Annotated in this window: 18 protein-coding genes; 9 read left to right on the plus strand and 9 right to left on the minus strand. The window is 40.8% G+C overall.

Annotation, left to right across the window (positions count from 1 at the left end; genetic code table 11):
- Positions 1 to 165: 165 nt before the first annotated feature.
- Positions 166 to 963: a tyrosine-protein phosphatase gene (locus tag ABFX33_RS10765; protein ID WP_346086068.1), complete on the plus strand. Its 798-nt coding sequence runs from the start codon at positions 166 to 168 to the stop codon at positions 961 to 963.
- A gap of 173 nt (positions 964 to 1,136) precedes the next feature.
- Here the strand turns inward: ABFX33_RS10765 and ABFX33_RS10770 are convergent, their stop codons facing one another.
- Together ABFX33_RS10770 and ABFX33_RS10775 are read right to left on the minus strand one after the other, a co-directional pair.
- Entirely contained in the window at positions 1,137 to 2,720 is a 1,584-nt protein-coding gene (locus ABFX33_RS10770; RefSeq protein ID WP_346086069.1) for a hypothetical protein, read from the minus strand.
- A 41-nt stretch (positions 2,721 to 2,761) separates the two neighbouring features.
- Complete coding sequence (locus ABFX33_RS10775; protein WP_257095414.1) at positions 2,762 to 2,935, minus strand: hypothetical protein; 174 nt, start codon at positions 2,933 to 2,935, stop codon at positions 2,762 to 2,764.
- A gap of 1,167 nt (positions 2,936 to 4,102) precedes the next feature.
- Between ABFX33_RS10775 and ABFX33_RS10780 the strand changes: the two genes are divergently transcribed.
- The 3 genes from ABFX33_RS10780 to ABFX33_RS10790 all read left to right on the plus strand — a co-directional run bounded on the left by ABFX33_RS10780 (position 4,103) and on the right by ABFX33_RS10790 (position 7,229).
- Complete coding sequence (locus ABFX33_RS10780; protein ID WP_346086070.1) at positions 4,103 to 4,270, plus strand: hypothetical protein; 168 nt, start codon at positions 4,103 to 4,105, stop codon at positions 4,268 to 4,270.
- 37 nt (positions 4,271 to 4,307) lie between these two features.
- Positions 4,308 to 6,182 carry a fimbrillin family protein gene (locus ABFX33_RS10785; protein WP_346086071.1) on the plus strand — a complete coding sequence of 625 codons (1,875 nt, stop codon included), beginning with the start codon at positions 4,308 to 4,310 and terminating at the stop codon, positions 6,180 to 6,182.
- A gap of 426 nt (positions 6,183 to 6,608) precedes the next feature.
- Positions 6,609 to 7,229 (plus strand): hypothetical protein, encoded by a 621-nt coding sequence (locus ABFX33_RS10790; RefSeq protein WP_346086072.1) that lies wholly within the window; start codon positions 6,609 to 6,611, stop codon positions 7,227 to 7,229.
- Here ABFX33_RS10790 and ABFX33_RS10795 read toward each other — a convergent pair.
- The 3 genes from ABFX33_RS10795 to ABFX33_RS10805 are packed head-to-tail and all read right to left on the minus strand — an operon-like array spanning position 7,224 to position 8,929.
- On the minus strand, positions 7,224 to 7,631 hold the full coding sequence (locus ABFX33_RS10795) for a hypothetical protein (RefSeq protein WP_346086073.1): 408 nt from the start codon (positions 7,629 to 7,631) through the stop codon (positions 7,224 to 7,226). The two genes, ABFX33_RS10790 and ABFX33_RS10795, sit on opposite strands and share 6 nt — an antisense overlap.
- A 31-nt stretch (positions 7,632 to 7,662) precedes the next feature.
- Positions 7,663 to 8,499: a helix-turn-helix domain-containing protein gene (locus ABFX33_RS10800; protein WP_346086074.1), complete on the minus strand. Its 837-nt coding sequence runs from the start codon at positions 8,497 to 8,499 to the stop codon at positions 7,663 to 7,665.
- Positions 8,486 to 8,929 (minus strand): response regulator, encoded by a 444-nt coding sequence (locus ABFX33_RS10805; protein ID WP_346086075.1) that lies wholly within the window; start codon positions 8,927 to 8,929, stop codon positions 8,486 to 8,488. The genes ABFX33_RS10800 and ABFX33_RS10805 overlap by 14 nt, the downstream gene beginning before the upstream one ends.
- A gap of 534 nt (positions 8,930 to 9,463) precedes the next feature.
- Here ABFX33_RS10805 and ABFX33_RS10810 point away from each other — a divergent pair.
- Entirely contained in the window at positions 9,464 to 10,699 is a 1,236-nt protein-coding gene (locus ABFX33_RS10810; protein WP_120261084.1) for a tyrosine-type recombinase/integrase, read from the plus strand.
- Between the two features lie 119 nt (positions 10,700 to 10,818).
- Here the strand turns inward: ABFX33_RS10810 and ABFX33_RS10815 are convergent, their stop codons facing one another.
- The 3 genes from ABFX33_RS10815 to ABFX33_RS10825 all read right to left on the minus strand — a co-directional run bounded on the left by ABFX33_RS10815 (position 10,819) and on the right by ABFX33_RS10825 (position 14,005).
- Complete coding sequence (locus ABFX33_RS10815; protein ID WP_346086076.1) at positions 10,819 to 11,607, minus strand: HAEPLYID family protein; 789 nt, start codon at positions 11,605 to 11,607, stop codon at positions 10,819 to 10,821.
- Between the two features lie 72 nt (positions 11,608 to 11,679).
- Entirely contained in the window at positions 11,680 to 12,867 is a 1,188-nt protein-coding gene (locus ABFX33_RS10820) for a C1 family peptidase (RefSeq protein ID WP_346086077.1), read from the minus strand.
- A gap of 10 nt (positions 12,868 to 12,877) precedes the next feature.
- The gene (locus tag ABFX33_RS10825) at positions 12,878 to 14,005 is read right to left on the minus strand and encodes an acyltransferase family protein (RefSeq protein WP_346086078.1); all 1,128 of its coding nucleotides are present in this window, start codon (positions 14,003 to 14,005) and stop codon (positions 12,878 to 12,880) included.
- A 297-nt stretch (positions 14,006 to 14,302) separates the two neighbouring features.
- On the opposite strand from ABFX33_RS10825, the gene ABFX33_RS10830 reads away from it, so the two are divergent.
- Both ABFX33_RS10830 and ABFX33_RS10835 read left to right on the plus strand, forming a co-directional pair.
- Entirely contained in the window at positions 14,303 to 16,627 is a 2,325-nt protein-coding gene (locus ABFX33_RS10830) for a TonB-dependent receptor (protein ID WP_346086079.1), read from the plus strand.
- Positions 16,628 to 16,632: 5 nt separating this feature from the next.
- Positions 16,633 to 17,415 carry a DUF4249 domain-containing protein gene (locus ABFX33_RS10835; protein ID WP_346086080.1) on the plus strand — a complete coding sequence of 261 codons (783 nt, stop codon included), beginning with the start codon at positions 16,633 to 16,635 and terminating at the stop codon, positions 17,413 to 17,415.
- A gap of 8 nt (positions 17,416 to 17,423) precedes the next feature.
- Here the strand turns inward: ABFX33_RS10835 and ABFX33_RS10840 are convergent, their stop codons facing one another.
- The gene (locus ABFX33_RS10840; RefSeq protein ID WP_346086081.1) at positions 17,424 to 18,494 is read right to left on the minus strand and encodes an endonuclease/exonuclease/phosphatase family protein; all 1,071 of its coding nucleotides are present in this window, start codon (positions 18,492 to 18,494) and stop codon (positions 17,424 to 17,426) included.
- Between the two features lie 352 nt (positions 18,495 to 18,846).
- On the opposite strand from ABFX33_RS10840, the gene porL reads away from it, so the two are divergent.
- Positions 18,847 to 19,659, plus strand: a complete 813-nt coding sequence (gene porL / locus ABFX33_RS10845) for a type IX secretion system motor protein PorL/GldL (protein ID WP_346086082.1) — start codon at positions 18,847 to 18,849, stop codon at positions 19,657 to 19,659.
- Positions 19,660 to 19,689: 30 nt separating this feature from the next.
- The gene (gene porM, locus ABFX33_RS10850) at positions 19,690 to 21,228 is read left to right on the plus strand and encodes a type IX secretion system motor protein PorM/GldM (RefSeq protein WP_346086083.1); all 1,539 of its coding nucleotides are present in this window, start codon (positions 19,690 to 19,692) and stop codon (positions 21,226 to 21,228) included.
- The last annotated feature ends 177 nt before the right edge of the window (positions 21,229 to 21,405 follow it).

A 21,405-nucleotide genomic window follows, 5' to 3' on the forward strand; every position in this document is an offset into this window, starting at 1 on the left:
TAAAAGTTAAAAAATCACCAACAAAAGGCCGCTAAAATTTATTATTATTCAACAAACCCTTTCCCTTCTTATATTTTACATCTCTTTGATAAACGTCAAAACTGGCATATTGTTTGTAAAACATCCTGTAAGACAGACAAAACCATATAGTTGAACAGTAATATTATGAATTTTTTAACCAATTTATTTAAAAATAAAAAGCCATCATCCGTCCGGCCCTTGGCACAACTCGAGTTTTTGGAAGTGGATATGCACAACCATCTGCTACCCGGGATAGATGACGGCAGTACTTCGGTAAAAAATTCTATCGCTTATATTCAAGAGTTGCAGCGTTTAGGTTTAAAGAAATTCATCTGTACACCCCATATTATGGCAGGCGTGCATCCAAACAATAAGTCAACTATCGAGGAAGCACTGACAGCCCTTGTTCAAGGATTGAAAGAGAATGGCAACGGAGCTGATATTTTTGCTGCTGCCGAACACATGATCGATGATGGCTTGACATCGCTTATTCAACAAGATGAACTCTGTGTGATGCCCGGTGGTTACGTCCTGATAGAGATGTCCTACCTATCCGAATCCAAAGCACTTTTTCACATTATTCTAGACATCCAAAAACTTGGTTATAAACCTATTCTTGCGCATCCTGAGCGATACAACTATTATCATGGAAATTTTAATATTTACAAACAGATTAAGGATGCAGGCTGTCTATTGCAATTGAACTTATTATCGCTCAGTCGCTATTATGGTGTAGATAGCAAAGCGATTGCCATGACATTGCTCAAGTCGGGCATGTATGATTTTGTCGGCACAGACTTACACCATGAGCGACATCTTGAGGCGCTCAAGAATATAGCTGAAAAATATCCCGTTCGCGACATGCTAAAAACCTCCCCCATTTTAAATCAAACCTTATTGGATCACCTGGACAGTAATAAATCCCAGGGAATAGCAGGCTAAATAATCGGACTGTCCTATTTTCTATTCAAGACAGGTCAAATGATATGGCAAAAAAACAAATAATACGAAATAAAGAAAATCGCATAAAAAAACGCACCCCCCGATTTGGGGAATGCGCCTCCCTTAAACTTATTATCCAAATAACATTATCTTTACAATGTATCGGTGAAGAGCTATTTTCTTACACAACGCACTTGGTATGCAAAATTTGCCTCCGCGGGGCCTACATTAATAGACCAGCCACTGTCTCCCTTTGCACCAGTCATTTGCAGACGCTGATTACCGGCCAATAAATATAAACCTTGTGCTCCCATTCCATCACCGGAGTTATTATCATTATAGGATCCGCCGTAAGGTAAGTAAAGGAATTTATAGCGATCAGCCCCGGGGTTACCTTGTTTACCAAAGAACATCCCCAAATTGGTAGCAGCAGTACCATCGTACGTATCCACATAACGAGCCGGCGCCCAGGCATTGACATCCTGCGGATTATCCTTACCACCACTATTAGTGTTGTTTATCAATTGGTTAATTTCCGCAGCTGTTGGAAGTCTCCAGGTATTCGCTGGCAACACCAATGCACAAGGATCACCATCAACACCATTGACATCTCTGCTCGGACGTTGATTATTGACATTGAAAACCTTTGGTTTTACATAGCTATTGAACCAATAGTTTCCGTAAGTGTCATTTGTTTTGGCAAAACCATACACTGGATTTCCATTACCATCCGTAGCATAGGTCAAGTTTCCTAAAGCCCAGACCTCATCACCGATATTCACTTCAATCGGTTTCTTCAAAGTAATGTCCAGTTGATATTTTACGCCCGGTTTAAGATTCCAGCCTGCTTTTGTCAAGTTCTTTGCAGCACTTCCAGCGATCGAGACACCGGACAGTACAATTGTACCGTTTGCTGTAGCAGCCGTTGTGATAAAAGTAGAATCGGAATTGATTACTTTTCCAGTTGTATTTTTAAGATTGAAGGCTACGGGATTTGCAGCCCCGGTAAAAGTCAATGCACCGTTTGTAAGTGAGACATCAACAGTCGCATTGGAAGGAGCAATTGTTGCGCCCGCAATACTGCTTACAGAACCCAACTGGGAAGCATCAAATTTCAGTGTTACCTGTGTAAACAAATGCGCCAGATCAGCATTCAATAGATTCTGTCCATCTTTTACCTCAAAATCAACCTGATCCAACATAAAGTCCTTATCTGCAGTTAGACCTGCGAAATTTACAGTACTCAATTTTGCTCCAGTGGCAATTGAAGGCAATGTCTTATTGGTCCCGGACGCATAAATTACGAAAGTATATTTTCCTTTGTCAATCGCAAAATCCTGTGCGCTGTTTCCCTGTGTAAAAGTTTTTGTTTCTTTATAGTCACCCACTGCATCAAAAATGGCAACATAATAGACAGTTCCTTGTTTCAATGCTTTCTGATCGGCACCAGTTGAAACGGTAGCCGCCCGGTTAGATGCTTTTAAGCCCGGTGCCGTTGTCGTTTCAGCGGTCAAGGTGGCCACCAATGTATATTGATTGTCAAACGGAATTTCTACTGTCTGTGCAGCCGAAGCATAGGTACGGCCCACTGAAGCCGCTTTTACCGGATCAGCTGCTGCAAAGGCCTGTCCTATATTTAAACGTATGGTTGGTCCATCTGGAATGATCACGTTATTATTATCTTTACTACATGAAGAGATAAATAATGCGCATGCTAAGATTGTAGCAAAACCAAATTTTATTGTAAACTTATTCATGAAAATAATTGTTTATATCACCAATTAATTAACTCGTCTTATTACCAATCGATTTCTTGCGTCTGCGTTTCAGTCTGCCAAGATTCGGTCACCGAACTGTTTACAGAACCAGCAGCAATGCTATATTCCAATGCGACATTTTGTACACTCATGCAAGGCGCTTCATAAGGAAGACGGCCATTTAGATTTGCCAAGTTTTCTTTGTTCGTTTTCATTTCTTATATTTTTAAAATGTTCTAAAGCAATTTATAGTTGTGTAACTAGTACACACTATGAAAAAAGGAAGTATATATTTAATAATAAGACCTTTAACACATAATAATATGACACTCCTTTATTGAGAAGTTGGACGAAAGTAGATAATATTTTGAAGGAGCCGAAGGAATTCGGACGATGTTTGTTTTCCTGTAGCTAAAGCACTACAAGCCAACTCAAAACGAGTTATTTCCATGACATTTCCATGAGAATTAGGGTCAGATTCACGAAAAATTCGCCATCAAAAAGAGTTGGGCACTAATTTTAAGAAAGAACTAAACCGTGCGTCCTAGGATTGAGCTGACATCGGAAGTCAAAAATTCATTAATTGCTTAAACACTTTAATTATTATGAAATCAAAAACACAAAAACAACATAAAAAACAATAAACCTAAATAGATATATATTTTTCCAAAACAATAAATATAAATCACTATAATTGTTTTTCAATAAATATAAAAAGAACTTTGTGGTAAATATTTTATTTCAAAAAGAAGTGCTTATTATTAGGAAATTGATTATCGATATTAAAAACATTCAATATATTCCAAAAATAAAGCAAGCCCGACATACACGTATAAATACGGACTATTAAGAAAGTAACTGTTCAAACACATTAATTATAAAACAAAAATTTGCCGAAAAAAAATTATTCAAGTTTAAAACAAAAGGCAAACAACTTTGTTCAAGCAGAGTATTACAGTCATATAATACAATAAAAAAGGATTAAAAAATACCTCTGTTTTACGTTAAATGACAGTTATGCAAAAAACAGGCAAACAATAAAACGAGGAAAAGGAAACATATTCAAAAATCAGATGAATTTTGTTCGAGAAAATAATTTACAATATTTTTTTGCACAAGTTGATATTTAGTCGTAATATTACAATTCGAAAATGAATAGTGTGTTAGCCAAGCTATAAAAGAAGAGTAGACATATATAAATTTATAATAGAATTATAACATTAAAATTGACGCAGCGATAACAACAATACTTGTCTGTACGCAGAGACAAGCAGCTTATTAAAACGTTAGTTTTCTAATTTTTTAACAATGAGGTATTAAATTGTCCATTAAATTTTAAACCCCATGCTAGCAATAGCATGGATTATCCAAATAATATTATCATGAATAAGAACGCAAAAAAAATGTACGTTGCTCCGTCCATTAAGGAGCAAGTTGTAGAACTTGAGCAAGGCATTGCTGCAGGTTCACAAGCACAACCAGGCGCGACTCCACAATCGAGCGGCTGGGGAGCTGGAGCAGATGAAACCAATAACGGTGAAGGATCTTAGGAAGTATTGTAATTATTAACAACAGAAAAGCACAAAAATGAAATTTCTACAAAAAAAAGGAGCTCACTGGGTTGTTGCAATGGCAATACTTGCGATACCAGGTACGTTAATAACGAGCTGCTCCAAAGACTCAAAAACAGCGATTGTTGACACAAAAAGCAACAAATTAACCATCGCAGTAGGTGGTATTAAAACCGATAACGATACAGGCACAAAACGCGCAGGAGTTTCCTCATCCAATAAGACAGCAGAGAGCAAAATTTATTCCTTCTCCGATGTTGATATGGCGGTTTCTATGGATAATACTGTTCCTGTAAAAACTACCACTGCTCATGCAGCGCGATCAAATGGCACAGCTGCCGACGTGGCACCTGGCGTTACAGAGAATATGGAACAAGACACTAAATATGTAGTGTATATCTACTCTGGAAGCACATTGGTTGCAGCCAAAGAATTGCAGTCTGGCACCGCAGGTACTATTGATGGGCTTGATCCAGCTGGATCTTACACTTGGGTAGCACTCTCTTACAACTCCAAAGTCGACGCACCATCCTTAACCCCAGCGAGTGGAGCAATTGCACTTCCTCAAAATAAGGATGTTTTATATGCTACAGGTACGGTTAATTTAGCAAGTAGTTCGAATATTAATATCCTTTTCAATCACGCATTTTCACGTGTTGGCATAGAATTAAATACTATTGGTGTATTTGGTAATATTACTGGAAATCCAAGTGTATCTGTGTCAGGTCTGAATTTGGCAACTGGTAGTATTGATCTACTGACAGGTGCGGTTACTGCAGGTTCAACATTTACGCCGACTCTTAGTTATGCTGATTTCAAAAATGTTGACCCTTTATACAACGATGCTAAAATCGCATATGTCTATACTGCCTCAACTGCTGCACAAAGTGCTGTCAAAGTAACGCTTCAAAACCTAAATATTAACCATGTGGATGGAGGTTTGGCTCGTACGTATTTCGCTACAGCAACGGATTTTAATTTTTCTGTTACACCAGTATTGGGCAAAAGTCACCACTTATTGTTAAATGTTGTTGAGTCACCTTTAACCACAGGTTCTGGAGCAACAGCGATAAAATGGAGTCGTTCAAACCTATACGACAGAAATAACGCTGATCCACTTCGCAATTTTGCATTCTACGCAACAAATGCGCAAAGAAGTAGGGCGGACGGTTACTTCTCTTACGGATCATTAGTAGCGGCAAGATTCCCTTCCACTTTGGCACAAAAAGGAGATCCATGTACTAAAATATATCCTCAAGGTCTTTGGAAACAGCCTACTGGGGCGCAAGTATCAACATTAACTTCTTCAACAGGGCTATTAAATAATGTATTGAACCTAGTAGGAACGTTATTAGGAGCTGCGGATCCTGCACCAGGCTCTTCTGTTGGAACAAATGGTGGCAACCATGCACAATATGCGTTTACTGCGGGAGGTACTGCTGGAACAAATGCGTTTGGAGATGCTACTTCAAACTCAAACAATATGCGCATTTTCTACAATGGGCAGATTGTTAATACGGCCCTACTCACTCAGATTGGCTCGAGTGGACAAGGTTTATTGGGACTAGGATTATCAACACTTAATGCAGATCTATTAGGTTTCAGAATTATTGGAACGAATATAGATATTCTAGGCGATAGCTATAATACTGCAGCGGCATTCTGGACAGATTCTCCAGTATTAGCAGGCCCTCTTTTAGATCTTTTAGGCACAAGAGTTGGTTACTATGGTTACCATGCGTTTACAACCAGACGTGCGGTTTTAGGGTTACCATTTGGAGATCCATTTATAAAAGCATCAACTACAGCTGAAGCTCTAAATGTTGAGCTACTGGGCCTAGATCTACTAAGAACTACATTCAAAAACGTACGTTGCGTACGTGCAAACTAAAATACTGAGGTATTTTTAACACCTTATATCAGAAGGCGGCTAGATAATATCTAGCCGCTTTTTTATTGTAGCCTACTTCCTACAAAATATTTTTTTTACATTTTTTAACACGATTAACGTCAATTTTCACACGAAAAGTTCCAATTATATTTTTTACTTTTGAACCATCAAGTCATTTTTTTTGCGTTTGACTTGATAATATTAATGGATAAAATGGAACGAAGGCGTTCGTTCCATTATTTTTTTACACCTGATAGCCAACTTGTTATATCAAAATCCACATCACCTATTGCCAGTCTCTGCAACATAAGAAGCTGACGATTTATCCCTGAAACTTCTTAACTTATAGGCAGCCTGACATTTGATCGAGGTGACGCGATGGACAATTGATCCGCTGCGCTACAGGAAATCATTTCAGAAAATAAAATGGGAAAAGTTACAGACAATGCATTGGCCACATTGATTTCATCACGGATTACGGAGATTATGAATCAGACTGGGCTCTCTCTCAACGGTCTCGCCAGCTTCGCCGGTTTAACGGCAGGACCACTGCGCAGTCATTACAATAAAACGCTCACCATCACCGTCGAACATGTCGCAAAAATATGCAGTCCGTTTTCCATTCCACTTGCAGATTTTTTCAATCCAGAAATAGCGCTGGTCATAGATACCGATAATCTTCCCGGCTTAAGCGTCTTTAAAGAAACAATATCCGCTCAAGAGCAAAACTTCCTACTGAAACAGAAAATTGATCCCACTAATGAAACAGTCAATGAGGATCTGAGGCGACAACGCGAACTGATCGCCTATGTTGTTTATGCCTCGGATTATTTTACCGAACCCCGGACACTCGAACAGATGGTCGATGATTTTCATGAAAATTATAAAATCAATTTTAGCACCGAAAGGATCTATAGCTTGTTACGAAAATATGTGGGGCATGAAGTATTGCAACGAAAACCTTTACCCAAACCCAAATGTAAAGGTAGCATCAGCAAAAGACCTTTTTTGTATTTTAAGTCCGCGGCCGAAACTCAAGGACTATAATGCAGTTATGGAAACACAAGTATTTGTCTGAGGTTGAAGCGGAAACCTTATCTGCCCCTGCCCATTTATTCCCCTAACATCCTTATCCTGTGTTATATGCGGTCTGTCCCCAAATATAAGACTTTTATTCCCTGTTGTTTCGCTACCAACCTCCTTCCCAATATCGATGCGTTCGCAAATTACCCGCAACTCAAATGGTCCAGGAACTGTAAAAACCAAAAAATCCAAAGAAATTATTCTGCTATCTTCCGACGGCAAATAAACATGCTCGGTAACATAGCCTACCGAGATAAAATTACCCAATCGAATTGTCAATGAAGCTTGTTGCGCCGTAGCATTCCCGCTATCGAACAGCCCAAAAAGCAACATAACCATGACCAAGATGAAACGGTCAACTTTCATACGATATCATTTTCCTTGATTTTCATTTGAACTAACTTTCCCGCAGCGCACGTGGAATATGACCTGTCTGCCTTTTCACAAAATTCCGGAAGTTGGATTCATCATTAAACCCCATTTCATAGGATATTTGTGAAATGGACAGATTGGTATGTTTGATATACCTTACAGCCTGCTGCAGCAAAACCGACAAAATCATCGATTTGGCCGTTTTTCCAGTCATCGCCAAACATATATCGGTCAGCTTGCGCGCAGTCACATGAAGCTGATCGGCATAGAATTGTACAGCGGTATATTCCCGGCAATGTTTATGAATCAACATCGAAAAATGGTTTACCAGTCCGATATCGGTTGTGTGCTTTGGCTGCGGCATCTGATCGCCGGCCGATACCTCATGATACACATCCAACAAAAGCGATTCCACACAGTGGTGTGCAACAAGATCAAATATATAATCGCCCTGCATACGTGCCCGACCAAGACGGATCGTAATCTGTTGATTAAAAACTTGTTCGCCAAAGCAGGAATCATAATACAGTACCGGGCGCTCCCCAAAAAACAATGGGGAATGAATAGTCGCAGTATCCTCCAGCGAACGTTCATAAAATGCAGCCGTGAAACAGAGCAAATAACCTCTGCCCACGCGCAGATTCGACAAGTCAATGAACCTACCCGGACCAACAAATATCATCTGGTTTGCTCTTAGATGATATTTTTCTTTCTCAACGATGATATCAATCGGCTCGAAGGTCTTGAATATCCTAAAAAAATCCCCCCAATTTTGTTCGATGTCCTGATCGGGAATGTTCCGAAAAGCAAAGAACCGGAAGCCGGCAGTCGTCATATTGTCCAATTTATCAGGATTTGTCATGCGAAATGATTGAACTATTTTTTCTAACAACCAGGGGGCTCTCATATCGTGTCCCCATCTTTCCATAACTGCAAATCACCTCCAACATCTGCTTCGGATTGCGTTTTGAAAAAACCTGCAGCACTCCATTCCGTCTGAAATCACTTATTTCGATCAGACTATCAGTGGCTGTGTACCCGAATACTTTAATGGATGGGAATCTGCGGCTCATTTCGCGCACGGTATCTATCCCGTTCATAACAGGCATATGCAGATCCAAAATACAGATCTGGGGCAGTACTTTGCAAGCCCCAAGATACCGCAGCAATTCACTCCCATTATCTGCCATAAATTGCAGGTCGAACAGATCAAGTTGCTTTAAAAACAGCTCAATAATTTTTTGCTGGAGCCTGCAGTCATCCGCAAAGATCAACTTAATCTTGTTTTCCATGTGTGCTTATTTTTTGCATTAAACTATAGGACCCTCCCTCCAAAACATCAAAAGATTAATATGGAAGTATTTTCATTTCCACCAGTTTAACATTTGACATTTTGTTACAATTCCTTTGACTTTTTTTTTCGCGGTGGTAAGGAGAATTTTTATTAAAACATTTCTCCAATTCGACAAGTATTATTCAGACTTTGGGCCGGATATAATTCAGTTTGGCTTTCATTTTTTTTGTGTTTATTGATTTCTAAACGTTTTTTTAATAAGGGCTTGACTTTACATTATTAGTCTAATTCAGACTAGAAAAAAAATATTTTTCATTGATTATCAGGAAGATAAATTTTGCATTTTTTTTATAGTGTTGGATTAGGTTGGCAACTACAAACTTTTTTTAATCTCACAGTTATTTTAACGCAATCTATTGCACGTCTTTAAAATAAAAATGGTATATTTGAGTAAGTGAAATTGTAGTCTGAATTAGACTAATTCGTATATACTATTATCTTTATGCTCAGATAATACTAAAAAGTGTACGCGATGATTTTCAATTTTACCCTGTTGAGAACAGGTTCAACTTCTATAATTGCCCTAAAATTTATTGATGAACAACAAAATGAGTTCATTGTAAAAACGACTTTAAAGATCAATCCTACCCGATGGAATACCGACAAACAACGCCCGGAAAACATTTATCTAAAAATTTACAAAAAGCTTAATGTAAAATTAGACGCGATCAAAATCGCTGTATCAAATTACCTGAAGGAGGTAGCATCTAAACAACGTAAATTCTCGCTCAATGTTGTCACCCGCCTTATAAAAAAGTCCTGCGTTCTTAACGAAAGTTCCTTTGCAAAAGGGAGTCTGCTGGAGGCGACCGAGAATTTTATCCAGAGCCGATTGCATCTCATATCCAGCAATACACATCGAAGATACAAGGTCTTTTTCAGCATGCTAAAGCGCTTCGAAGGCTTCCAGCAAAAACACCTGATGCTCAACGAAGTAAACAGCAATTTTGTCAAAGAATTTATTAAATTCGGTGAACTGGAAACCTATAGTTCAAGCACCATTTATCGCACCATATATTTTGTTCGTACTGTGCTCAATTTTTTAGAAAAAAGAGGAATACGAACCTTCGTTTACGAATTAGAACTCCCAAAAATCAAAAAATACAACCGGGTCATCAGTCTCACTGAAGATGAGCTCATTCGTATTAAAGAAACTGTTGTCCCTCCAGAATTGAAGGCCGCTAAAGACTGGCTGGTCATTAGCTGTTACACAGGCCAGCGCGTTTCGGATTTTATGAATTTTAACCTGGATATGATGGAAATCCTCGACGGAAAACCCTGTCTTTCTTTTACGCAGCAGAAAACACAAAAGACGATACTGTTACCGCTGCATCCGACGGCCATACATATTATGTCCGACAACGGAAATAACTTCCCGTCAAAGCTTTCTGCTCAGAAATACAATGAACAGATTAAGGAAATCGCACGCCTTGCCGGTATAAATAGCCTAATCAAAGTTCGCACCAGAACTGGTTTCAGGTCGACAGAAAAGCTGATACAAAAGTGGGAAGCCATTACCAGCCACATCGGCCGACGCAGCTTTGCCTCCAATTTTTACGGAAAGATACCGACACCGTTGCTTATGCAAGCAACAGGCCATAGTACCGAGCTGATGTTTCAGCGTTATATCAGTAATACGGACACCGAAAGAACCCGCTCATTGGGGGCTTATCTGGATGAAGCTTATAAGAGCAAATTTTTAGTCTAAGGTTTGCAAATAGACCGAAGGAATTTTTGGCAAAAGCAGTTCATTTACGATCATCAAACCAGGATTCGACGATAATTATCGACGGCGATTGTCCCAAAGTCCCAAAGAGTTTCGAGGTCCTAAAGCTGATAAATAAAACGGAAAAATGAGCTAATTGCGTTTTCCTTTCCTCCTATTGGCAAGCCGATCGCCATACCGAGCGCCATTTTATCATTCAGCCCCAATTTAACCTGAGGCCGAAGTGTCGTTTCTAAGCTCCCTGAGGCGACTTCTTGGTTGACCTCCATTCCAATAAAATGGTCTGTATGGGGTAGCGTGTAATGCAAGGAAGTATTGATCTGCCAGTTCATTTCAGTTGTATGTGATTTATAATGATAAGCAATTTCTGGTCCCGTATAGATCAATGTATGCCAATTGCTATACCAGCTCTTAGCAGCTACGAAAAAAGGATTAAATGCGGTTGCCCCGTCTACAAAATTAAAAATCTGGGTATAACCTACGGCCAATGTTGTTGCTTGCGGCTTAGCAACATAGAAGGAATATTGCGATGATAACCTTAATCTTTCGAGTTTATTGCTTGAGGATACATTAGTCATTTTGCTTTTTGTATAGGCAAAGTCTGTCTCTACTTCCAGTCCCAATCGATCTATGGGTGCAAACTCATATTCGGCCAAATAGCCATACTCATCTGCTTTACCCATTTTTTTAATATCTGCGCCGATATTAAACTCTTTCTCACCCTTCCTTGCGCCCAAATCACGTACAAGATCATTATATAGCGGTTCGGCATGATGCACTTTATCGGGTATAGATCGACCTTGTTGGGCTTGCGCATTCGTTACCCCCAATAGCATCCAGGCCATCAGGAAAGCTCCAGAAAATTGTATGATTGTGCTGTTGTTTTTCATACAACAAACATCCCATTGAATTATGGAAACAATTGGGAATTACAACAACATCTGCGGCTTTTTTTGCAATACTTATAGTTCTATCAAATTAATTTTAGATAACAATGCAGGATTGAGCGCATTTTTATGTAACATCAGTGTAATCGTTTTATATTTCACAAATTCTTTGGTGACATACATGTACCCTTTAAAATCGTTGGCTTTACCCCAGGAGTTCTTAACAAGATAGTATTCTTTACCATTTTGATCTTTGGCTAGCCCAACAATATGCATCGCATGATCGTCCGTGGTATGCCAATTGTCGAAAGCTTGTTGCCGCTCATCAGTCGTTATTTTTTTCTCAGCCATTGGCTTTACGAACATTTTTTCTTTTTCTTCATTAGACATACTGTCAAATGGTTTCTCAGGAACATAGGCTATACCATACTGCCATGAGAACCCCTTCTCTGACACATCTGTTGTCCAGGCAACTGTATAACCTTGCTGTAATGCACCATCAATAATTTCCGAGAGCTCTTGCATAGGTACATTATAAAACCGATCAAAGGACCAGTTATCGGGCACCAGGAGCACAAAAGGTTTGTAATTCGGATGATCTGTCACAGAAGCAAACCCAATGTAGTCGTCCGGATTAATTCCGATCACCTGATCTGCAAATGTGCGTGCGGTATAAGTTTTCCCTTTATAGTCAAATTTTTCGGGCACTTCCCCAAGATGCGCATCCAGTGTAGCGCTATAGGCTTTCTCCCAATTCGGTGTCAGGGGCCTACTCTTGACCAATACTTTGAGCATTGAATTTAATAATGGGGTCATCTCCCTAAAATCATTATAGGTATGATTACCACGCAGTCCAGCATAAGCCGATCTAGGCATTGCGCCATATTTGCGGAATACATTCAAAACATCATGTAATTGCCCCCCTTCCCCCATTGTCAAGCCACCATGTAGGCGCACATAATTATGAGCCTTATCCAAATAGGCCTGTCTTGCGGTAAAGACCTGAGATATCTCAACAGGTTCTTTCCCCATCCGAATCATCTCCGACTCCAAAAATGAATTGCCGGTGTAGGACCAGCAGGTATTCGTTGCTCCCTGCTGCTTGACCGAAGTGCACCCTAGGTTAATAAGGTCTGTAAATACATACTCAGTTTTGATTCTTTTGTATTTATTTTTATTAAGTATCTTTCGGCCGTACTTGACGGACAATGCACCTAGACATAGCGCCAGTACTACAACAATGATCCATTTAGACCTCTTCATATTGATCGTATTAACGCCCTCCACTGATTACCGCCGTGAATCGGGGCATCCATTGCCTAAGTAGGCTGTAGATAAGCAGCCCCAGCAGGATGACGATAGCCGGACAAGCTAAGTACAACAATAACAATGCTCCATCCGACCGCGGATGGAGCCACTGAAATAAAATTTTGATCACAAATACCAATGGCAAACGATGGTAGGCATAAATAAAAAAGCTGCCATTGGTTAAAAAAGGGTTCAAATGCCATTTTCCGCTGTCGATAAAATAGGCGGATACCGTTATTGCGAGGAGAAGCCCCACAACAACCCCTGCACAATAGAGATAGGACCACCATCCAGCACTCGCGAAATAGACCGCCATAGCCACTATCAAAATATACAAGGGGGCGAGCGCGCGCAACATTGGTTTTAGGACTTCAACAAAATTCATTTTATGAATGCTGAAATAAGCTCCCGCTGTAAAGAAAAAGAAAGAAACTATGCTCAGTCCCGGCAAATAAAAGAAAGGATTAAAAAACCAGAGCAATCCCAATATAATCACAGCATAAGCCTTCAACTTTTTAATGAGTATATAGACTATCGGAGAAAAAACTATCACGACCATCAGATCACGAATAAACCAAAATGGCGAGTTGATCGGCAAGGTTTTCTTCATATGTGGATTTACTTGAGAAGTATCCCAAAAGGACCAGAGCCAATCCAATAAACTATAATCTGTTATTAATTTGTTCCTACCAGAAACCAAGCTGCCCGATAAAAACGTTTGCGCAAGCATAAGGAATAGGATGATCAACAGGTTCCAGAAAATATATGGAACCAAAAGTGATCGAATACGATTTTTTAATTTTTTCAGGTAAACCTCCCTGGAAAACCCCTCCGTTTTATAGAAAAATAAAAAACCCGAAATAAAAAAGAAAAGCGGCACACAGGCCTCGAAAATAACCCTGGAGAATAAGAAAAAGATCCGCGAGAAAACAGGATAATTGACAAAACTAATCTGCTTTACACCCGCCATTACAATATCTGAAAAATCGGTATGGATAAATACCACCCCGACGATCAGCGGGAAACGCAAAAAATCTATGGTCTTTGACTGCAGCTCCTCGGCAGACATTTTAAAATGATAATCTTTACCCATTAGTTAGATTTACAACATTGTTTAGCAGCGATTAAATTACACATTTCTAAATAAATATCCATCATATCGTTTCTTGCTCTGTAAATCAATATGCTGACCTCAAGTAAACATGCCGCGTAAATAACGTGTTTAGAACAATATTCAATGTACCAAAAGCGTTACATAATAGCTAAACCGAACAGAAATAGGAGATATTATGCCGTGAGCTTCACTTAAACTATCAAAACAAATATTAATAAAGGGTTAATACATCATTTCATTTTTTATTGTATACATCAATTCAGATAAGAGCCACAAATGCGTCCAATAATTCAGTACTTTCTGCCCATTTCTCTTGTACTCTTCCCTTTTATTGTCTCAGCACAAGATGCTGTACTAAGCGGTACCATTCGAGATGCAAACACCGGAAAGCCGCTTAAGGGGGCAATTATTTCCAGCGTCAATGACAGCATAGGCGCCACCTCAGACCTACTGGGGCATTACAGCATAACAGTACCTCAACGAACACATCGGTTTACGATTAGTTACATCGGCTATCAGCAACAGGTCGTTACGGTTGAACTATTCCAATCCCGTGAAAGAAATTTTGATCTAAAACCTGCTGCCAATCGAATAGCTGAAGTTGTTGTATCGGCAAAAGAAAAGGGTGAAGCGCTCGATGACCCACAGATGAGTACGGTCCATCTCAGTATGAAAGATATTAAGGATGTCCCCGTACTCTTTGGCGAGAAGGACCTCGTTAAAACCATACAGCTGTTGCCCGGTGTACAAGCTGGTGGAGAAGGCTCGACCAGTTTCAATGTACGTGGCGGGGATGGTGGACAAAACCTCATCCTGCTCGACCAAGCTACCGTCTATAATGCTTCGCATCTGCTGGGGTTCTTTTCCACGTTTAATTCGGACGCAATCAAGGATGTTCAGCTCTACAAAGGGGGTATACCTGCCCAATTTGGCGGGCGGATTTCCTCTGTATTGGACATTTCCATGTTGGATGGCAATAAAAAGCAATTTTCCGGCGAAGGTGGTCTAGGGATTATTGCTTCCCGGTTAAAATTAGAGGGCCCCATTGTCCGCGACAAGAGTTCTTTTCTATTCAGCGCCCGTCGTTCCTATGCAGACTCCTTTTTAAAACTGGCCAAAAGTAAAGATATGGCCAATAATAGCTTGTATTTTTATGATTTAAATGCCAAACTCAGTTTTAACCTTGGGAAGAAGACCAGCCTATACTTATCGGGTTATCATGGCAAAGACAGATTAAAGTACAGCGACCTCTTTAATATTGCTTGGGGTAACAGCACTGCAACAGCAGGATTGAACCACCGATTCAATGATAAAATATCCAGCAGCACTTCCCTTATTTACAGTGGCTTCGACTATCAGGCAGGTGTTTCCAGCGAGCAGATCGATTTTCAGGTCGCCTCCAAAATTCGGAATATCAATGCGAAGCAGGATTTTTCCTACTATGCGAACACCAATAATACCATCCGACTTGGTGTCGCTGCATTGGCCCAATCCATTCGGCCAGCTAATCTCGCTACGGGTAAGAGCCAATCTGTCAATCCGACCGCTATCGAAAGCCAGCGCGGGATCGATCTGGGGGGCTATATCTCCCATGAATGGAAACCTACAACGAATCTATCTATACACTATGGCATCCATCTCCATGATTTTATGGTCTTAGGCAAACGGACTTTCTATCAATTTGACGAAAACGGAAAGCCTATTTCCAAAAAACGGGATAACAGCCGGATTGCTAAACATTATATCAATCTGGAACCACGCCTGTCTGCCAGCCTGCAGCTCGATGAACAGAGCAGCTTAAAAGCCTCCTATAACCGCATCGTACAAAACCTTCATCAACTGACCAATACCACGGCAAGCCTACCCACTGACCAATATGTCCTGAGCAGTCTACATATCAAACCACAACGCGTGGACCAGGCCGTTTTGGGATACTTTCGTACTATTGCGAACAAGCAGTATGATTTTTCGGTCGAGGCCTATTATAAACGTCTGGGCAATCAGATTGATATACGCAATGGGGCAACACTACAGGCCAATGCTTATTTTGAAGGGGAGCTACTCTTTGGTGTAGGCCGGGCCTATGGATTGGAAGGCTACCTCCGTAAGAACAGCGGCCGGCTAAAGGGCTGGATTAGTTATACACTTTCCAAGAGCCGTCGTAAATTTAGCGGGATCAATGGCGGAAATTGGTTCAATGCGCGTCAGGATCGTACACATGATCTCTCGGTTGTGGCAAATTATGCGCTTTCAAACCACTGGACAGTTAGCGGAACATTTGTCTTCAATACTGGAAATGCCGTTACCTTTCCCAGTGGAAAGTACCTTGTCAACGGCAAATCCTTATTCTACTATACAGAACGGAACGGCTACCGTATGCCGGACTACCATCGCCTAGACTTATCGGCCACTTACGATCCACATAAAACCAATAAATGTTTTCATTCCAGCTGGACAATTGGCATATATAACGCCTACAACCGCAAAAACGCTTATACTATTGACTTTCGGGAGAACAAACCCAACCCCAACCTGACAGAAGCTTATAAAATAATTTTATTTGGTATCGTCCCTTCAGTTACCTGGAATTTTAAATTTTAAACGCCATGAATGCTAGACAATCTTCTATCCTATCCTGTCTATTATTACTCATTTCTTCCTGTGAGGAAAAAATGGACCTTGATCTCCATAAAGCTGCTGCCCGCGTTGTTATTGACGCCCAGCTGTCTGACGCCAGTTTAGTACAGCGGATACGCGTCTCGCGATCCGTTGGATTTAATGATCTTGTCAATACTTCGGGAGTCAAAGATGCCAGGGTATCGGTAAAAGACAATGAAAATAGGATCTATACCTTTCAATATGAAAAAGATGGTTATTATATCCATCGCAGCTTTAAACCCGTTGCCGGCCGGACTTATGCACTGAACGTTACCGTACAAAAACAACAATACAGCTCGAGCTGTCAGATGCCAGGCTATGTCGCTGTGGACTCCACGGGCATTTCAGAAAAAAGTCTCACTGGAAAAACCTATTTTTTTGCAACACTGACTTTTAAAGATCCCGCCAAGGTTTCCAATTATTACATCTACACCTTATCTATCAATAATGGCCCATTTCGCTTTGCTGATGCGCAATCTGACCAGTTCAATGACGGGTTAAAAGTGACACATTACATCTCCGACCTAGAGACAGATTTATCGTCTGGCGACGAGGTCATCGTTCGCCGTTACTGTGTGGATGAAAAAGCATATCGATACTGGAACGAATACCAAAATAATAATGTGAGTAATGCAGCCCCAGGTAATCCCAAATCCAATATATCCAACAATGCGCTGGGTTATTTCTCGGTTGCTTCTTTAAAAGAATATAAGCTAAAGATAGGGCGGTAGTGTATGCCCTACTTTCGATTATCACTTTCCTCCTCACGGCCTTCGATGATAAGCTCGTTTACTTCGGACATTTCTCCCTGTTCAAGGTGTTCGATATCTTCAGCCTGTTCATCCGAATACCGGTCGATGAAAAAGGTACAGCCCATGGGGAAATGATCCGAACCGACCGAAGGATAAATAAACAACTTATCAATAAATACATTAGGACTGTGGAAAAGCAAATCTAAGGGCACCCGAAAAAACCAATAATTAGCATGGAACGTAGATAAGATCCCACGTCCTATCCGCGCATCGATCAGCTTGCTGGTTTTCTTAAACAAGACGGAGGATCTGGCCCAAGCCACATTGTTAAAGTCCCCCGTAACCAGCACGGGCATTTTATAATCGCGCACCTTTTTTGCCACACTGAGCAGATCGCCATCCCGTTCTTTGGAATTCTCTTCCTCCGTAGGGCTCGGTGGCGGTGGATGTACCGCAAAAAAGACAAAACGATGGCCATCATCCGTTTCCAGTTCAACTTCGATACTTGGAATATCATCTGCAACAAAATAGTGAATCTGACTTTTATTGACTTTCAGCTTGGTATAAAAATGCATCCCATAGGTATTGTCCAAGGTAACTTTGACAGCATTCGGATAGTCCGATTCCAATACCCGTAAAGCCTTTTCCCATACCGCATCACTTTCCATGGTCAGGAAGATCTTGGGTTCTTCTTTGCGGATCAAATCGATAAAACGCTCATGTTCTTTATTAAACTGCAGCACATTGCAAGATATAATTTTAATGCTATCCGAGGCATCTTTTCCTTTTTCGTATTTATCCTTACGCCAGAATTTAGTGTAACGCACCAGGATAAATACATGATAAGCAATCAGCAAGGCCTGAACAATCTGTATTGCCCAAATCCATGGTGATTCAGCAAGCAGATAAAATCCCCAGGCCAGCACTGGCACCTGAAAAACCAGCAACTGCAATTTCACAAACTCGGCCACACGGAAGATCCAGTGCTGGCAGCGGATAAAAGGCAGTAAACTAAGAAGGATCAAGACCCCTGATAAAACAAGAAATAAAATCTGCATATTGATTTCAAATTTACTTTACAAAGATATTGCTTGAGCGGGATATTTTTATATCAGTGACAGGCTTTCTATCTTTTTACGATCAATATAACTATTGAGAGCAACGAACGTTTATTTTATTTAAAAATAGTCTATTTCAAATTTCAAATGGAATTAATAAGAACGTATAATTTAGACTTACATGGATCTTTGGTATATTTTTTGAATTAGGGAGGGTCTATTGCACAATCAACGAAAATTGGGATGATATCCCGATAATGTATACTATTAAATAGACAAATCCGTTTTATACAGATGAATTCAACAAGAATAGAGGCATCAAAAAATTAAACCAAAAACATAAATAATCACAATGAGCAAGAAAAAAGACAATTCAAGATGGCTGAATGTGGCCATATCCTGGGGTGCGAGTATCGTCATTATTGGGGTACTATTCAAGATTCTCCATATCGGCGGTAGCACAGCCAATTATATGATCGGTATCGGATTGGGTGTAGAGGCGCTACTTTTCTTTCTGATGGGATTCAATCCCCCAGCGCCAGAACCAGACTGGAGTCGTGTTTATCCTGAATTGGACGATAATTTCAATGGCGAACTCCCTGTTCGTGGCAAAGCAGTGGTTGCACAGCCTGCGGGACCATCGGCGACAGCCGCTTTGGACAAAATGTTTGCAGATGCCAATATTGAGCCAGCAAGTATCGAAAATCTGGGTCGTGGATTGCGTGATTTCAGTGAAAAAGTATCCGCCATCAATAAACTATCTGATGTTTCATTGGCGACAGAAGAATTTACACAGAAACTTCGCACGGCAACCTCCAAATTTGACAATCTGAGCCTTGCTTTTGAAAAAGCTTCGGAAAATCTCGTCGCGATGTCCAATACCTCAGGCGATACAGCAAACTACCATGATCAAGTGAAAAACCTGACCAGCAATCTCGGGCAGCTGAATGCCATGTACGAACGTGAGCTACGCGACTCTGCATCACACCTACAATCCATGAATAAGTTTTACGAGAACCTGAGCTATACCATGCAAAACTTCAACGAGTCCCTGGACGACTCCAAAGCGTTCAAGGAAGAAGTCGGCAAGCTGGCTAAAAACCTCAATGCATTGAATGCCATCTACGGCAATATGCTCAGTGCAATGAACCAGCCGCGTATATAATTTATCCTTGTATTACTTAAATTAGAAAAAATGGCATTAGGAAGAGAAACGCCAAGACAGCGGATGATCGGCATCCTCTATCTGGTACTATTGGCCTTATTAGCGCTCAATGTACCGGATTCCATCTTGGATGCATTCAAAAATATCAATAATAGTCTCGAAACATCCAAGTCAAATGTCAATACAGCTGTACAACAGCTGTTCGCTGCATTTGAAAATACCAAGTTAAAAGAAGAACCGGCACGTGCCAAACCTATTTACGATAAAGCTAAAAAGGCGCAGGCCATTATTGGCGAACTGGATAAATATATTCTATCCCTGAAAGAAGAATTTGTCAAACAGGGCGGTGGTTACGATGAAGAAAAAGGAGATCTTGTCAAACGGGAAAATGAAGATATCTCGCCCAATCTGATGATCAACGAGAAAAAAGGAACCGTCCTCAAGGACAAGATCAATGACACCCGTGCCAAGTTATTGGCATTGCTGACACCTGAGGAGCAAAAAATGGTCTCCTTCTCTCTGGAAGCCAAGAATCCCGAAAAGTCTGTTAATGGCAAAAAATCCTGGGAAGAAATCAATTTTGGAAGTGGCACACCATTAACTGCAGCAATGACCATCCTCACAAAGATCCAGACCGATGCACAAAATGCAGAGTCAGATGTTGTTAAGATTATCTTAGGTAAAATGGACCAGGCAGTAGTCAATCTGGATAAGTTTGCCGCAGTAGCCGTGGCACCTACCTCGTACCTCGTACAGGGACAACCGTACAAAGCTGAGGTCTTCTTGACTGCATCCGATTCCAAATCCGAACCAGCAATTTCGGTCAATGGCTCATCTCTGCAGATTGTAGACGGTAAAGGTGTTTACTCGGTACCGACTAATCGGGAAGGTATTTTTAACTGGACCGGCGTGATCAAGGTCAAACAAACAGATGGATCCTTTAAAGAATACCGGACTCCACAGCAGACCTACCAGGTCGCACGTCCTTCGGCGGTGGTATCTCCGGATAAAATGAATGTACTGTATATCGGAGTCAATAATCCCATATCGGTTTCCGCTCCGGGAACACCTACGGATAAAGTTCATGTGAGCATGAGCGGAGGTGGCAGTATATCCAGCACAGGAGGTGGTAAATATAATGTACGGGTAAGTTCGCCCGGCACAACTCGTATCTCCGTCTCGGCCGAAGTCGCTCCTGGTAAAACACAGACGCTGAGCTCAACCGAGTTTCGTGTCAAAAGAATCCCAGACCCGATTGCTAAATTCGCTGGAAAAACGGGTGGATCAATGGCGACAGTCGCACTGAAAGCACAGAATGCTCTGTTTGCCAAACTGGATAACTTTGACTTTGATGCCTCCTTCAAGGTCACCAAGTTTACCATGATTATCGCCAAACCGCGTGCCGACGCGATCGTACTGTCCACCTCTGGCGGTCAGTTGAGCTCAAGCATGTCATCGGCTTTAAATGGGATTGTCCCAGGCACTCGTGTTATCTTTGATAATATCGTCGCGGTGGGCCCAGATGGAACCTCCAGACAGCTCAATGCTGTGGCATTGACAGCAAATTAGAAAAATCACCCCCTACATTTATACATGAGGCCTTCTCCTTTGTTGGAGAAGGCTTTTTTTACAAAAATCCACTCCTGTAGAAAGAACTGAATTCATCTCCGTTAGACCGAAATGCATTTTTGAGGAAAGGACTATGGTTTGTCTGTGGGTTCAATCTGCTCAAAATCGGCAATAAGC

The organism is Sphingobacterium ginsenosidimutans, assembly GCF_039536865.1.
Taxonomy (GTDB): Bacteria; Bacteroidota; Bacteroidia; order Sphingobacteriales; family Sphingobacteriaceae; genus Sphingobacterium; species Sphingobacterium detergens.